This is a genomic window from Bradyrhizobium yuanmingense, from assembly GCF_900094575.1.
GTDB classification, from domain to species: domain Bacteria; phylum Pseudomonadota; class Alphaproteobacteria; order Rhizobiales; family Xanthobacteraceae; genus Bradyrhizobium; species Bradyrhizobium yuanmingense.
This window is the reverse complement of the sequence record NZ_FMAE01000002.1, coordinates 52135-67577: the sequence shown is the minus strand read 5'-3', so window position 1 is coordinate 67577 and position 15443 is coordinate 52135. Positions and strand designations below refer to the sequence as shown.

At 65.6% G+C, this 15443-nt stretch carries 13 protein-coding genes; 11 read left to right on the top strand and 2 right to left on the bottom strand.

Annotated features, from left to right (window positions below):
* Positions 1-2: 2 nt before the first annotated feature.
* The 10 genes from mdh (at position 3) to GA0061099_RS05285 (ending at position 11318) form a co-directional block, all read left to right on the top strand.
* Entirely contained in the window at positions 3-971 is a 969-nt protein-coding gene (mdh, locus tag GA0061099_RS05330; protein ID WP_025032846.1) for a malate dehydrogenase, read from the top strand.
* Positions 972-1175: 204 nt separating this feature from the next.
* Entirely contained in the window at positions 1176-2375 is a 1200-nt protein-coding gene (gene sucC, locus GA0061099_RS05325; protein WP_036008785.1) for an ADP-forming succinate--CoA ligase subunit beta, read from the top strand.
* A gap of 4 nt (positions 2376-2379) precedes the next feature.
* Complete coding sequence (locus GA0061099_RS05320; RefSeq protein ID WP_036024613.1) at positions 2380-2859, top strand: DUF1579 family protein; 480 nt, start codon at positions 2380-2382, stop codon at positions 2857-2859.
* Between the two features lie 36 nt (positions 2860-2895).
* Complete coding sequence (sucD, locus tag GA0061099_RS05315) at positions 2896-3780, top strand: succinate--CoA ligase subunit alpha (protein WP_036024616.1); 885 nt, start codon at positions 2896-2898, stop codon at positions 3778-3780.
* Between the two features lie 137 nt (positions 3781-3917).
* Positions 3918-6875 carry a 2-oxoglutarate dehydrogenase E1 component gene (locus GA0061099_RS05310; RefSeq protein WP_036024619.1) on the top strand — a complete coding sequence of 986 codons (2958 nt, stop codon included), beginning with the start codon at positions 3918-3920 and terminating at the stop codon, positions 6873-6875.
* Between the two features lie 163 nt (positions 6876-7038).
* Complete coding sequence (odhB, locus tag GA0061099_RS05305) at positions 7039-8280, top strand: 2-oxoglutarate dehydrogenase complex dihydrolipoyllysine-residue succinyltransferase (RefSeq protein WP_074447572.1); 1242 nt, start codon at positions 7039-7041, stop codon at positions 8278-8280.
* Positions 8281-8291: 11 nt separating this feature from the next.
* Positions 8292-8525 (top strand): hypothetical protein, encoded by a 234-nt coding sequence (locus GA0061099_RS05300; protein ID WP_036024626.1) that lies wholly within the window; start codon positions 8292-8294, stop codon positions 8523-8525.
* A 25-nt stretch (positions 8526-8550) separates the two neighbouring features.
* The gene (locus GA0061099_RS05295; RefSeq protein WP_036024628.1) at positions 8551-9300 is read left to right on the top strand and encodes an SDR family oxidoreductase; all 750 of its coding nucleotides are present in this window, start codon (positions 8551-8553) and stop codon (positions 9298-9300) included.
* Between the two features lie 52 nt (positions 9301-9352).
* Entirely contained in the window at positions 9353-10753 is a 1401-nt protein-coding gene (gene lpdA / locus GA0061099_RS05290) for a dihydrolipoyl dehydrogenase (RefSeq protein ID WP_036024630.1), read from the top strand.
* 34 nt (positions 10754-10787) lie between these two features.
* Entirely contained in the window at positions 10788-11318 is a 531-nt protein-coding gene (locus GA0061099_RS05285) for a hypothetical protein (RefSeq protein WP_036024632.1), read from the top strand.
* A 162-nt stretch (positions 11319-11480) separates the two neighbouring features.
* Here GA0061099_RS05285 and GA0061099_RS05280 read toward each other — a convergent pair whose 3' ends face one another.
* Entirely contained in the window at positions 11481-12068 is a 588-nt protein-coding gene (locus GA0061099_RS05280) for a DUF4337 domain-containing protein (RefSeq protein ID WP_036008765.1), read from the bottom strand.
* Positions 12069-12153: 85 nt separating this feature from the next.
* Complete coding sequence (locus tag GA0061099_RS05275; protein WP_036024634.1) at positions 12154-13119, bottom strand: tyrosine recombinase XerC; 966 nt, start codon at positions 13117-13119, stop codon at positions 12154-12156.
* A gap of 112 nt (positions 13120-13231) precedes the next feature.
* Between GA0061099_RS05275 and GA0061099_RS05270 the strand changes: the two genes are divergently transcribed.
* Positions 13232-15436, top strand: coding sequence for a primosomal protein N' (locus tag GA0061099_RS05270; RefSeq protein ID WP_036024636.1), 2205 nt, complete (start codon positions 13232-13234; stop codon positions 15434-15436).
* The last annotated feature ends 7 nt before the right edge of the window (positions 15437-15443 follow it).

Here is a 15443-nt window from a genome sequence, read left to right as displayed (position 1 = left end):
ACATGGCGCGCGACAAGATTGCTTTGATTGGCTCCGGCCAGATCGGCGGAACGCTGGCTCACCTCATCGGCCTGAAAGAACTGGGCGACGTCGTGATGTTCGACATCGCCGAGGGCGTGCCGCAGGGCAAGGCGCTCGACATCGCGCAGTCCTCGCCGGTCGACGGCTTCGACGCCCACTACACCGGCGCGAACTCCTATGAGGCGCTCGACAACGCCAAGGTCTGCATCGTCACCGCCGGCGTGCCGCGCAAGCCCGGCATGAGCCGCGACGACCTCCTCTCCATCAACCTCAAGGTCATGGAGCAGGTCGGCGCCGGCATCAAGAAGTACGCCCCCGACGCCTTCGTCATCTGCATCACCAACCCGCTCGACGCCATGGTCTGGGCGCTGCAGAAGGCTTCGGGCCTGCCGCACAAGAAGGTCGTCGGCATGGCCGGCGTGCTGGATTCGGCCCGCTTCCGCTACTTCCTCGCCGACGAGTTCAACGTCTCGGTCGAGGACGTCACCGCCTTCGTGCTCGGCGGCCACGGCGACACCATGGTGCCGCTGGTGAAGTACTCCACCGTCGCCGGCATCCCGCTGCCCGACCTCGTCAAGATGGGCTGGACCTCACAGGCGCGCCTCGACGAGATCGTCGACCGCACCCGCAATGGCGGCGCCGAGATCGTCAACCTGCTCAAGACCGGCTCGGCCTTCTACGCCCCTGCCGCCTCCGCGATCGCGATGGCCGAGAGCTATCTGAAGGACAAGAAGCGCGTGCTGCCCTGCGCCGCCTATCTCAACGGCGAGTACAGCGTGAAGGACATGTATGTCGGCGTGCCCGTCGTGATCGGCGCCAAGGGCGTCGAGCGCGTGGTCGAGATCGAACTCGCCGGCAAGGACCGCGAGGCGTTTGACAAGTCGGTCGGTGCCGTGCAGGGCTTGGTCGATGCCTGCAAGAAGATCGCACCCGATCTTCTCGGCCGCTAAGGCAAAGCAATACCCGCCGAAGATCGAAACCCGGTCTTCGGCGGTTTCACTTCCGGACCCCGGCTGACCGGGGTGGGGTTCCGGTCTCGGCAGATCTCGATTGTCAAAGAATCCGGGTTGCAGTTCCTGTGGTATATGGTATGCCAGCCACAAGACTGAGGTGGGCCCATGAGGTCACCGCCCGCGGGTTCAGGGAGCGACCATATGAATATCCATGAATATCAGGCCAAAGCGCTGCTGCATGAATTCGGCGTTCCGATTTCGCGCGGCGTAGCGGTTCTCAAGGCCTCGGACTCCGACGCCGCCGCAAGACAGCTTCCCGGCCCGGTCTGGGTGGTGAAGAGCCAGATTCATGCCGGCGGGCGCGGCAAGGGCAAGTTCAAGGAGGCATCCGCCGGCGACAAAGGCGGCGTCCGCATCGCCAAGTCGGTGGAAGAGGTCAACGAATTCGCCAAGCAGATGCTGGGCGCGACGCTGGTCACCGTGCAGACGGGACCTGCCGGCAAGCAGGTCAACCGCCTCTACATCGAGGACGGCTCCGACATCGACAAGGAATTCTACCTCTCGATCCTGGTCGACCGCGAGACCTCGCGCGTCTCCTTCGTGGTGTCGACCGAGGGCGGCGTCAACATCGAGGACGTCGCGCACAACACGCCGGAGAAGATCGTGACCTTCTCGGTCGATCCGGCGACCGGCATCATGGGCCATCACGGCCGCACCGTGGCGAAGGCGCTGAATCTGTCCGGCGATCTCGCCAAGCAGGCCGAGAAGCTCACCGCGCAGCTCTACGCGGCCTTCGTCGCCAAGGACATGTCGATGCTGGAGATCAATCCGCTGGTCGTGACCAAGCAGGGCGAGCTCCGCGTGCTCGATGCCAAGGTGTCCTTCGACGACAACGCCCTGTTCCGCCATCCCGAGATCGCGGTGTCGTTGCGCGATCTGACGGAGGAAGACGCCAAGGAAATCGAGGCGTCGAAATACGATCTCAACTACGTCACGCTCGACGGCAATATCGGCTGCATGGTCAACGGCGCCGGTCTCGCCATGGCGACGATGGACATCATCAAGCTCTACGGCATGGCGCCGGCCAACTTCCTCGACGTCGGCGGCAGCGCCAGCAAGGAGAAGGTCGCGGCCGCGTTCAAGATCATCACCGCCGACCCCAACGTGAAGGGCATCCTGGTCAACATCTTCGGCGGCATCATGAAGTGCGACGTGATCGCCGAGGGCGTCACGGCTGCGGTTCGCGAGGTCGGCCTCAGCGTGCCGCTGGTGGTTCGCCTCGAAGGCACCAATGTCGAGCTCGGCAAGAAGATCATCCGTGAATCCGGACTGAACGTGGTGCCCGCCGACAATCTCGACGACGCCGCGCAGAAGATCGTGAAGGCCGTCAAGGGAGGCTAGCGCCATGGCCCAGGACCATCTCGCCGCATCATCTCCGCTCCCCGAGCATGCGCGCCTCGCCGCGTTCGCCGGCGAATGGGATGGTGAGGAGATGGTCTTCCCGTCGCGCTGGACGGCGGGCGGGCCGGCGACCTCGCGCACCGTCGCGCGCATGGATCTCAACGGGTTCTATCTGATCCAGGACTCGGTCCAGATGCGTGACGGCAAGCAGGTCTTCGCCACCCACGGCATCTTCACCTTCGACCGCGACGACCGGACCTACAAATTGTTCTGGTACGATTCGCTCGGCTATACGCCGCCATCGCCCGCCTCGGGCGGCTGGGCCGGCAAGACCCTGACGCTGGTGCGCGGTTCGCTCCGCGGCAATGCGCGCCACGTCTACGAGATCATCAATGAGGATTCCTACTCGTTGAAGATTCAATTCTCGCCGGACGCGGAAGGCTGGTCCGACGTCCTCACCGGCGTCTACCGCCGCATCCACTGACCCACTCACTCTGTTAGTTTCGCGAAAGCAGACCTCATGTCCATCCTGATCGACAAGAACACCAAGGTCATCTGCCAGGGCTTCACCGGCAAGAACGGCACCTTCCACTCGGAGGCCGCGATCGCCTACGGCACCAAGATGGTCGGCGGCACCTCGCCGGGCAAAGGCGGCTCGACGCATCTGGGCCTGCCGGTGTTCGACACCGTGCGCGAGGCGCGTGAGAAGACCGGCGCCGACGCTTCGGTGATCTACGTGCCGCCGCCGGGCGCAGCCGACGCGATCTGCGAAGCCATCGACGCCGAGGTCCCGCTGATCGTCTGCATCACCGAGGGCATTCCTGTGATCGACATGGTTCGCGTCAAGCGCTCGCTGCTCGGCTCCAAGTCGCGCCTGATCGGGCCGAACTGCCCGGGCGTCATGACCGCCGGCGAGTGCAAGATCGGCATCATGCCCGCCAACATCTTCAAGACCGGCTCGGTCGGCATCGTCTCCCGCTCGGGCACGCTGACCTATGAAGCGGTGTTCCAGACCTCCCAGGAAGGCCTCGGCCAGACCACCGCGGTCGGCATCGGCGGCGACCCGGTCAAGGGCACCGAGTTCATCGACGTGCTGGAGATGCTGCTCGCCGACCCCAAGACCGAATCGATCATCATGATCGGCGAGATCGGCGGTTCCGCCGAGGAGGACGCCGCCCAGTTCCTCAAGGACGAGGCCAAGCGTGGCCGCAAGAAGCCGATGGTCGGCTTCATCGCCGGCGTCACCGCCCCTCCCGGCCGCCGCATGGGTCATGCCGGCGCCATCATCTCCGGCGGCAAGGGCGATGCCGGTTCCAAGACCGACGCGATGAAATCCGCAGGGATTACAGTGTCCCCGTCGCCCGCCCGCCTCGGCCACACGCTTGCCGAAAAGTTGAAAGGCTAATTCAGTTCTTCGTGCTTTTCCGGGCGAAGTTTCGCAGCAAATAGGGTAAAGGGTGCCTGTCGCGTCGAGCCCTGTCGGGGGAGCTCGGCGCCAGCGCCGTTTGTTATGCGCGAATCGAAATCGCCAGGAACTCAAGTATGTCTCGCCAGGACGCGAACGCAGCCTTTGCCCTGTCATCCTTTTTGCAGGGCACCAACGCCACCTACATCGACGAAATCTACGCCCGCTACCAGAAGGACCCGTCCTCGGTCGATGCCGAGTGGCAGGAGTTCTTCAAGAGCCTGAACGACGCGCCGGCTGACATCAGCAAGAACGCGGAAGGCCCGTCCTGGGAGCGCGACAACTGGCCGCTGACCCCGAAGGACGATCTGACCTCCGCCCTCGACGGCAACTGGGCCGAGGTCGAGAAGACGGTCGGTGGCAAGATCGCCGCCAAGGCGCAGGCCAAGGGGGCCGACATCTCCTCCGCCGACCTGCTTCAGGCGACGCGCGATTCCGTCCGCGCCCTGATGCTGATCCGCTCCTACCGCATGCGCGGCCACTTCCACGCCAAGCTCGATCCGCTCGGCATCGAAGCCCAGCGTAACCGCGAAGAGCTCGATCCGCGCACCTACGGCTTCAGCGAAGCCGATTTCGACCGCAAGATCTTCCTCGATCACGTGCTCGGCCTCGAATACGGCACTCTGCGCGAGATCACCGCGATCTGCGAGCGCACCTACTGCCAGACGCTCGGCGTCGAGTTCATGCACATCAGCAACGCGGCGCAGAAGGCCTGGATCCAGGAGCGCATCGAGGGACCCGACAAGGAGATCTCGTTCACGCGCGAAGGCCGCAGGGCCATCCTGCAGAAGCTGATCGAAGCCGAGGGTTTCGAAAAGTTCTGCGACACCAAGTTCACCGGCACCAAGCGCTTCGGCCTCGACGGCGGTGAAGCCCTGATCCCCGCGCTCGAGCAGATCATCAAGCGCGGCGGCAATCTCGGCGTGAAGGAAATCGTGCTCGGCATGCCGCATCGCGGCCGCCTCAACGTGCTGACCCAGGTGTTGGGCAAGGCCCATCGCGCACTATTCCACGAGTTCAAGGGCGGCTCGGCCAATCCCGACGCGGTCGAAGGCTCCGGCGACGTCAAGTATCACCTCGGCGCCTCCTCGGACCGCGAGTTCGACGGCAACCGCATCCACCTGTCGCTGACCGCCAACCCCTCGCATCTCGAGATCGTCGATCCCGTCGTGCTCGGCAAGGTCCGCGCCAAGCAGGACCAGCACGGCGATCCCCCTGATATGCGCATCTCGGTGATGCCGCTCCTGATGCACGGCGACGCCGCCTTCGCCGGCCAGGGCGTGGTTGCTGAATGCTTCGGCCTGTCCGACCTGAAGGGCTACCGCACCGGCGGCTCCGTGCACTTCATCGTCAACAACCAGATCGGCTTCACCACCTATCCGCGCTACTCGCGCTCCTCGCCCTATCCGTCGGATGTGGCGAAGATGATCGATGCGCCGATCTTCCACGTCAACGGCGACGATCCGGAAGCCGTCGTGTTCGCGGCCAAGGTCGCGACCGAATTCCGGCAGAAGTTCCACAAGCCCGTCGTCATCGACATGTGGTGCTACCGCCGCTACGGCCACAATGAGGGCGATGAGCCGGCCTTCACCCAGCCGGTGATGTACAAGCGGATCGCCGCCCATCCCTCGACGCTGACGCTCTACTCCAAGCGCCTGATCGCGGAAGGCGTCGTCACCGAGGGCGAGGTCGACAAGCTGAAGGCGGACTGGCGCGCCCGGCTCGATGCCGAGTTCGAGGCCGGCACCTCCTACAAGCCGAACAAGGCCGACTGGCTCGACGGCAAGTGGGCGGGCTTCAAGATCGCCGACCAGGAAGAGGATGCGCGGCGCGGCGTCACCGGCGTCGACATCGCCACGCTGAAGGACATCGGCCGCAAGATCACCAAGGTGCCGGACGGTTTCCGCGTTCACCGCACCATTCAGCGCTTCCTCGATAACCGCGCCAAGGCGATCGAGAGCGGCAACGGCATCGACTGGGCGACCGGCGAGGCGCTGGCGTTCTGCTCGCTGCTCAACGAAAACCACCACGTCCGCCTGTCCGGACAGGATTCGGAACGCGGCACCTTCTCGCAGCGCCATTCGGTCCTGATCGATCAGGAGGACGAGAGCCGCTACACGCCGTTCAACCATCTCGGCCACGAGCAGGGCCATTACGAGGTCATCAACTCGCTGCTGTCGGAAGAAGCCGTGCTCGGTTTCGAATACGGCTATTCGCTCGCCGAGCCGAACACGCTGACGCTGTGGGAAGCCCAGTTCGGCGACTTCGCCAACGGCGCGCAGGTCGTGTTCGACCAGTTCATCTCCTCGGGCGAGCGCAAATGGCTGCGCATGTCCGGTCTGGTCTGCCTGTTGCCGCACGGCTATGAGGGCCAGGGGCCGGAGCACTCCTCGGCGCGCCTCGAGCGTTACTTGCAGATGTGCGCGGAAGACAACATGCAGGTGGTCTACCCGACCACGCCGGCGAACTACTTCCACGTGCTGCGCCGGCAGCTGCATCGCGAGATCCGCAAGCCGCTGATCATGATGACGCCGAAGTCGCTGCTGCGTCACAAGCGGGCGGTGTCGCGTCTCGACGAACTCGCGAAGGGCACGACCTTCCACCGCATCCTCTACGATGACGCCCAGATGCTGCCGAACGAGGCCATCAAGCTCGTCCCCGACGAGAAGATCCGCCGCATCGTGCTGTGCTCCGGCAAGGTCTATTACGACCTCTACGAGGAGCGCGAGAAGCGCGGCATCGACGACATCTACCTGATGCGCGTCGAGCAGCTCTATCCGGTGCCGCTGAAGGCGCTGGTGGCCGAGCTGTCGCGCTTCAAGAAGGCCGAGATGGTGTGGTGCCAGGAAGAGCCCCGCAACATGGGTGCCTGGCACTTCATCGAGCCCTATCTGGAATGGGTGCTGAACCAGGTGAACGGCGCGAGCCGGCGTCCGCGTTATGTCGGCCGCGCCGCTTCCGCCGCGACCGCAACGGGTCTGATGTCCAAGCATCAGGCTCAGCTGAAGGCGTTCCTGGACGAAGCACTGAGCTGAGAAGTTTTTTTAGGACTCTGTCATGCCCCGCGAAGGCGGGGCATCCAGTACTCCGCGGCTTTCGTTCTGATCACGAAAGTCACGGCGTACTGGATTGCCCGTCTTCGCGGGCAATGACGTATGAATTCATGACCGCTACCTGCGATCCCTTGAGGAAGAGACCATGACTGAAATTCGTGTGCCGACGCTCGGCGAATCCGTCACCGAGGCCACCATCGGCCGCTGGTTCAAGAAGGCCGGCGACCCCGTCGCCGTCGACGAGCCCCTGGTGGAGCTCGAGACCGACAAGGTCACCATCGAAGTCCCCGCGCCGACCGCCGGCACGCTGAGCGAGATCATCGCTGCTGATGGTGCGACCGTTGCCGTGGGCGCGCTGCTCGGTCAGATCACCGAAGGTGCCGGCGCAGCCAAGCCCGCTGCCGCGCCGGTCAAGGCTGCTGCGCCTGCCGCTGCTGCCGCTGCTCCGGCGGCGGCTCCCGCTGCCGCGAAGGCGCCGCCGGCCGATGCGCCGCTCGCGCCGTCCGTGCGCAAACTGTCGGCCGAGACCGGCATCGACGCCTCGACCGTGCCGGGCTCCGGCAAGGACGGCCGCGTCACCAAGGGCGACATGCTGGCCGCCATCGAGCGCGCCGCCTCGGCGCCGACGCCGGTCAACCAGCCCGCCGCCGCCGTGCAGGTCCGCAGCCCCTCGCCGGCCGATGACGCCGCCCGCGAAGAGCGCGTCAAGATGACCCGGCTGCGCCAGACCATCGCGCGCCGGCTCAAGGACGTGCAGAACACCGCGGCCATGCTCACGACCTTCAACGAGGTCGACATGACCAACGTCATGGCGCTGCGTGCGCACTACAAGGACGCGTTCGAGAAGAAGCACGGCGCCAAGCTCGGCTTCATGGGCTTCTTCACCAAGGCCGTCGTGCAGGCGCTGAAGGACATCCCGGCCGTCAACGCCGAGATCGACGGCAGCGACCTGATCTACAAGAACTACTACCACATCGGCGTTGCCGTCGGCACCGACAAGGGCCTGGTCGTGCCCGTGGTGCGCGACTGCGACCACAAGTCGATCTCCGACATCGAGAAGAGCATCGCCGATTTCGGCCGCCGCGCCCGTGACGGCCAGCTCAAGATCGACGAGATGCAGGGCGGCACCTTCACCATCACCAATGGCGGCATCTACGGCTCGCTGATGTCGACCCCGATCCTGAACGCGCCGCAGTCCGGCATCCTCGGCATGCACAAGATCCAGGAGCGCCCGATGGTCGTCGGCGGCAAGATCGAGGTCCGCCCGATGATGTATCTGGCGCTGTCCTACGATCACCGCGTCATCGACGGCAAGGAAGCCGTCACCTTCCTGGTTCGCGTTAAGGAGAGCCTGGAAGATCCGGCGCGCCTGGTGCTGGACCTCTAAGGGAGGCGACGATGGGGGAGCCGTCGCTCGCGCATGCGCTCATCTCCATGGTGCCGCTCCTGCTGACCACCCTTATCTTTTTCTTCTTTGCGATTCCGATTAGTCGCAGGAAAGGTAAGGGGGTCGGCTTCGCGGCCTTGTGCCTGATCCCGTTTCTCACGCCCTTCATTCTGTTCCATTTGATCAGCTTGACGGACAAGTCCGTGCTTGATCGCTTGGCGGCTCTTGAGGGCAGGACGTCGTAGTGCGCTCGAACTCGTGGGGATTGATGTGACGGATAAAGTCGTTGTCATCACCGGCGGCAGCCGCGGCATCGGGCGGGCGACCGCGCTTGCGGCGGCCGCGCGCGGTTTTCGCGTCGTGGTTGGCTATGCCAGCAACAAGCAGGCGGCCGACGAGGTGGTCGCGCAGATCGCGGCCAGCAACGGCAAGGCCATCGCTGTGAAATGCGATGTCGCCGAGGAAAGCGACATCCTCAATCTGTTCGAGGAGGCCGACAAGTTCGGCACGCTCGGGGCGCTCGTCAACAATGGCGGCATCGTCGGCAAGAGCGGCGTGCGCGTCGACGAGATGTCGGCCGAGCGCATCCAGCGCGTGATGGCGGTGAACGTCACCGGCTCCATCCTCTGCGCGCGCGAGGCGGTGAAGCGGATGTCGACCAAGCACGGCGGCACGGGCGGAGTCATCGTCAACCTGTCGTCCGTCGCTGCGCGGCTCGGCGCGCCCAACACCTATGTCGACTACGCCGCATCCAAGGGTGCGGTCGATTCCTTCACCGTCGGCCTCGGCCATGAGGTCGCGGGCGAGGGCATCCGCGTCGCCGCGATCCGTCCCGGCCTGATCGACACCGACATCCACGCTGCCGGTGGCGAACCCGACCGCGCCCATCGCCTGGCCCATCTGGTGCCGATGAAGCGCGTCGGCACCGCCGATGAAATCGCCAATGCCATCGTCTGGCTGATCTCGGACGAGGCCTCCTACGTCACCTCAGCCATTCTCGATGTGTCCGGCGGACGCTGACGCGCCGCGCTGACGCATCCTCACCACGCCTAACCTTACGGGACTTTCTCTCATGGCTACCTACGATCTCGTCGTCATCGGCACCGGACCGGGCGGTTATGTCTGCGCGGTACGCGCGAGCCAGCTCGGCATGAAGGTCGCCGTGGTCGAAAAGAACGCGACCCTCGGCGGCACCTGCCTCAATGTCGGCTGCATGCCGTCGAAGGCGCTGCTGCACGCCTCCGAAATGTTCGAGGAAGCCGGCCATTCCTTCGCCAAGATGGGCGTCAGCGTTTCCGCGCCGAAGCTCGATCTGCCCGCGATGATGAACTTCAAGCAGCAGGGCATCGACGGCAACGTCAAGGGCGTCGAGTTCCTGATGAAGAAGAACAAGATCGACGTGCTCAAGGGCACCGGCAAGATCCTCGGCACCGGCAAGGTCGAGGTCTCCGCCGACGGCAATTCGCAGGTGGTCGAGACCAAGAACATCGTGATCGCCACCGGCTCCGACATCGCGCGCCTCAAGGGCATCGAGATCGACGAGAAGCGCATCGTCTCCTCGACCGGCGCGCTGTCGCTGGACAAGGTCCCCGGCAAGCTCCTCATCGTCGGTGCCGGCGTGATCGGTCTCGAGCTCGGCTCGGTCTGGCACCGCCTGGGTGCCGAAGTCATCGTGGTCGAATTCCTCGACCGCATCCTGCCCGGCATGGACGGCGAGATCGCCAAGCAATTCCAGCGCATCCTCGAGAAGCAGGGCTTTGCGTTCAAGCTGGGCTCGAAGGTGACCGGCGTCGAGGTGAACAGCAAGGCATTGCTCGCGAAAATCGAACCGGCTTCCGGCGGTGCCGCTGAGACGCTCGAAGCCGACGTCGTGCTCGTCTGCATCGGCCGCGTGCCCTACACCGACGGTCTCGGCCTCAAGGAAGCCGGCGTCGCGCTCGATGCGCGCGGCCGGGTCCAGATCGATCCGCATTTCGCCACCAGTCTGAAGGGCGTCTATGCCATCGGCGACGTCGTTGCCGGCCCGATGCTGGCGCACAAGGCCGAGGACGAAGGCGTTGCGGTCGCCGAGATCATCGCAGGCCAGGCCGGCCACGTGAATTACGATGTGATCCCGGGCGTCGTGTATACCACGCCGGAAGTGTCCTCCGTCGGCAAGACCGAGGAGGAACTCAAGCAGGCGGGCGTGGCTTACACGGTCGGAAAGTTTCCGTTCACCGCCAACGGCCGCTCCAAGGTCAACCAGACCACTGACGGTTTCGTGAAGATTCTCGCGGATGCGAAGACCGATCGCGTGCTCGGCGTGCACATCATCGGCCGCGAAGCCGGCGAAATGATCCATGAAGCGTGTGTTCTTATGGAATTCGGCGGCAGTGCGGAAGATCTCGCGCGCACCTGCCACGCCCATCCGACGCGCTCGGAGGCCGTCAAGGAAGCCGCGCTTGCGGTCGGCAAGCGAGCCATCCATATGTAACGACGCGCCCAGCGCCGAACCGGGCGGGAAACACATGCTGCGCCGCCTTCTTCAACCGGTCTGGGTCCTGCTTGCGATCATCTTCCTGATCGAAGCCTGGCTGTGGGATCATCTCGAGCCGATCGTCGCCAGGATCGTCGCAGCCATCCCGCTGGCGCGCTTCAAGCATTGGCTGACGGAGCGCGTCGATGCGCTCTCGCCGGCCATGACGCTGCTCGTGTTTGCCGTGCCCGTCGTCCCGCTGTTTCCGCTCAAGCTGGTCGGGCTGTGGCTGCTCGCGCATGAATACTGGACCGGCGCGTTCTTCACGATCGTGTTCGGAAAGCTCGTCGGCGTCGGCGTCACCGCCTTCGTGTTCGACGTGACGCGCGCCAAGCTTCTGGAGATGCGCTGGTTCGAGCGGATCTACGCCCTGGTGCTGAAGATCCGCGCCAAGGCCGCGGAGCTGGTCGACCCGATCAAGCGCCGCATCCGCGAGCTGATCGCCGGCAACGGCGAGGGCTGGTCCTACCGCACGCTGCGTATGATCCAGCGCTTCAGGAAGAGCGTGCATCAGGCGCGCTAGCTGTTCACCACACGCTCTCCGTCATCGCCCGGCTTGACCGGGCGATCCAGTATTCCAGAGACGTCAATAATTGAACCGAGAAGCCGCGGCGTACTGGATGCCCCGGTCAAGCCGGGGCATGACACTGTCTGTGTGTTCTTGAGCGCCCGCCGCACGCGCACCTCAATGCAAATGCAACAGATGCGGCCACCACAGGCCGAGCGCGGTCATGAACAGGCCGGCGATCGTCAGCGCGCCGCCGACATAGGCGAGCGCGATCATGCCGGTGATGATGGTGGCGGACGCCAGCACGATGCCGATCTGGAAGGCGGCCGAGGCCAGCTCGAAATGGTGGTACTTCGCGGTCGCCTCGTCGCGGGCGTGCTCGGCGTGCTTGGCCTTGTCCGCAAGCTGCTCGGTGCCTTCGCCGGTCTCGGGCTCGGAGCGGTAGCGCTGCGCGGTCTTGGTCCAGTCGTCGATCTGCTTCTGCACGGCGGGCTTCTGCGCCTCGGCCGCGGCGGCCAGTGTCAGCTTGCCCTGTTCCGCCGCGGTCACCACCACGGTGCGGCGGATGCTCTTGGCCTGGAAGAATGCCCAGAGATTGGCGGCCTCGACGTTCTTGCTGATCGATTCGGTCTGGGCACCCTTGCCGAGCGTCTCCGAGATCGCCAGGAACAGCGCCAGCACGGCGATCAGAAGAGCGATCTTCTTGTTCGAGCCGGACGCGTGTTCGGCGTGCTCGGCATGCTCCATGCTTTCATGTGCGCCCATATAATGTCCCTCCTGTGCCGGTTCCCACGATTTGACCGAACCGTGGGCGCTGTGCAAGAGGCACGCGAGCTATGACGAGAGTGTGTCAGCGCCGCGGATGGGCGCTGGCATACACCTCGAGCAGCCGCTCGGAATCGATGCCGGTATAGACCTGCGTCGTCGAGAGCGAGGAATGGCCGAGCAATTCCTGGATGGCGCGCAGATCGCCGCCGCGCGAGAGCAGATGCGTGGCGAAGGAATGCCGCAGCGCGTGCGGCGTGGCGCTGTCGGGCAGCCCGAGCGCGCCGCGCAGCCGCTCCATCGCGAGCTGGATGATGCGCGGGCTCAAGGGGCCGCCGCGCGCGCCGACGAAGATCGGTCCTTCCGCCGGCAGCGGATAGGGGCACATCGCAACATATTCCTGCACCAGCGCGAGCACGTTCTGCAGCACCGGCACCATGCGGGTCTTGTTGCCTTTGCCTGTCACGACCAGCACGTCGCCTTCGCCGGGCTTCGGCACCTCGCGGCGCTTGAGACCCAGCGCCTCGGAGATGCGCAGGCCCGAGCCATAGAGCAGCGCCATCACCGCGGCGTCGCGTGCAAGGATCCAGGTCTCGCGCTCCTCGCCGGCGCGCTCGTCGGCATCGGCCAGACGTTTGGCCGAGGCCATCGGCAGCGGCTTCGGCAGGCTCTTGGCGACCTTCGGCGCGCGGATCGCCGACAATGCACCGACCTTGCCCTTGCCCTCGCGCTCCAGAAAGCGTCCGAACGAGCGCAGGCCCGCCAGCGCGCGCATCAGGCTGCGGCCGGCAATGTCGTCGGCCCGGCGCATCGCCATGAAGGCGCGCACGTCGGTGGCTTCCAGCGCTGCAAACCGCTCCAGCGTGACCCGCTCGCCCCAATGATTGCTGAGGAAATCCAGGCATTGCCGCAGATCGCGGCCATAGGCCTCCAGCGTCTTCGGCGACAGCCGTCGCTCGGCGCCGAGATGCGCCAGCCAGCGCGCCATCTCCTGCGCGATCGAGGGATCGGCGCTGGCGAGCTCGATGTGTGGGGCGACCGCTTTGCTCATGCGCTCTGGACGTGGTGATTCCGCACAGTATATCGCATCACACCAGTTTACTGTTCGCTAAGGCCGCCGCGCGGCGCTAGCCTCAAGGCCTCAAGGTTCCGATTCCCCGCTCATGGACCAATCGCCGCGCAACGACACCGCCCCCGCCACCCGCATGGTCGACGTGCTGGTGCCGGTCGCGCTCGACCAGACCTATTCCTACAAGGTGCCGCGCGGCATGGAGCTGAAGGCGGGCGACCTCGTCGGCGTGCCGCTCGGTCCGCGCGAGGTGCTGGCCGTGGTCTGGGGCGAGAACGCCAATCCTGATCCGCGCCTGCATAACCGCCTCAAGGAGGTCAGCGAGAAGCTCGACATTCCCCCGCTCAAGCCGGAGTTGCGCTCGGTGGTGGACTGGGTCGCAAACTACACGCTGAGCCCGCGCGGCATGGTGCTGCGCATGTGCCTGCGCATGGGCGAAAATCTCGGCCCGGAGCGGGTGCGCGCCGGCGTGCGCCTGACCGGCGATCCGCCGAAGCGCCTGACACCGGCGCGCCAGCGCGTTATCACGCTGCTGTCGGACCGGCTGCTGCACGGCAAGTCCGAGGCGGCCAAGGAGGCCGGCGTCTCCTCGGGCGTGATCGACGGTCTCGTCGATGAAGGCACGCTCACAGTGGAGCCGATGCCGCCGCCGCCTCCGCCGCCGGCGCCCGATCCGGAATTCGGCCGGCCGGATTTTTCGCTGCTACAGCGTGCCGGTGTGGATGCGATGCGCGCGCTCGCGGCCAACGGCACCTTCCATGTCGCGCTGCTCGACGGCGTCACCGGCTCGGGCAAGACCGAGGTCTATTTCGAAGCGGTCGCCGAGGTGATCCGCCGCGGCAAGCAGGCGCTGATCCTGATGCCGGAGATCGCGCTGACCGGCCAGTTCCTCGATCGCTTCGCGCAGCGCTTCGGCGTCCGGCCGATCGAATGGCATTCCGAGCTCACCCCGCGCACTCGCGCGCGCAATTGGGCCGCGATCTCCGAAGGTTCGGCGCCGGTCGTGGTCGGCGCGCGCTCGGCGCTGTTCCTGCCTTACGCCAAGCTCGGCCTCATCGTCGTCGATGAAGAGCACGACCAGGCCTACAAGCAGGACGACGGCGTGCATTACCACGCCCGCGACATGGCGGTGGTGCGCGGGCACATCGCGAAAATTCCGGTCGTGCTGGCCTCGGCGACGCCGTCGGTGGAATCCGAGGTCAATGCGCGCAAGAACCGCTATCAGCGTATCGCGCTGCCCTCGCGCTTCGGCGGCCAGCACATGCCGCATATCGAGGCCATCGATTTGCGCCGCGAGCCGCCCGCGCGCGGCCGCTTCATCTCGCCGCGGCTTGCCGGCGAGATCAGAACCGCGATCGAGCGGCGCGAGCAGGCGCTGCTCTTCCTCAATCGCCGCGGCTATGCGCCGCTGACGCTGTGCCGTGCCTGCGGCCATCGCTTCGCCTGCACCATCTGCGATGCCTGGCTGGTCGATCATCGCTTTCGCCAGCGCCTCGTCTGTCACCATTGCGGCTTCTCGATGCCGCGCCCGCACATCTGCCCGAACTGTTCGGCCGAGGAATCGCTGGTCGCGGTCGGACCCGGCGTCGAGCGCCTGCAGGAGGAGGCGGCCGCGTTGTTCCCGCAAGCGCGCACCATGGTGCTGTCGAGCGATCTCATCACCTCGATTGAGACGATGCGAAGCGAGCTCGCCGAGATCGCGGAGGGCCGCGTCGACATCATCATCGGCACGCAGCTCGTGGCCAAGGGTCACAACTTCCCGCGGCTCAATCTGGTCGGCGTCGTCGATGCCGATCTTGGCCTTTCCAACGGCGATCCGCGCGCGGCCGAGCGCACCTGGCAATTGCTCAACCAGGTGATCGGCCGCGCCGGCCGCGAGCAGGGCCGCGGCGTCGGCTATCTGCAGACCCACCAGCCCGATCATCCCGTGATGCGGGCGCTGATCGCCTGCGACCGCGAGGCCTTCTACGACAGCGAGATCGAGCTGCGCGAAAAGACGCTCTATCCGCCCTTCGGCCGGCTCGCCAGCCTCATCATCTCTGCCGGCGATCGCCCGGGCGCCGAAGGCTTCGGCCGCAAGCTCGTCGCGCTCGCGCCGCGCGACGAGCGCGTCGTCGTGCTCGGCCCCGCCGAAGCCCCGCTCGCCGTCATCAAGGGCCGCTACCGCTTCCGCATCCTGGTGAAATCGGCGCGCGGTTTCGACCTGTCGGACTATTTGCGCAACTGGCTCGCGGTCTGCCCGAAGCCGACAGGCAATCTGAAGCTGGAAGTCGACGTCGATCCGCAGAGCTTTTTGTAGGGCCACC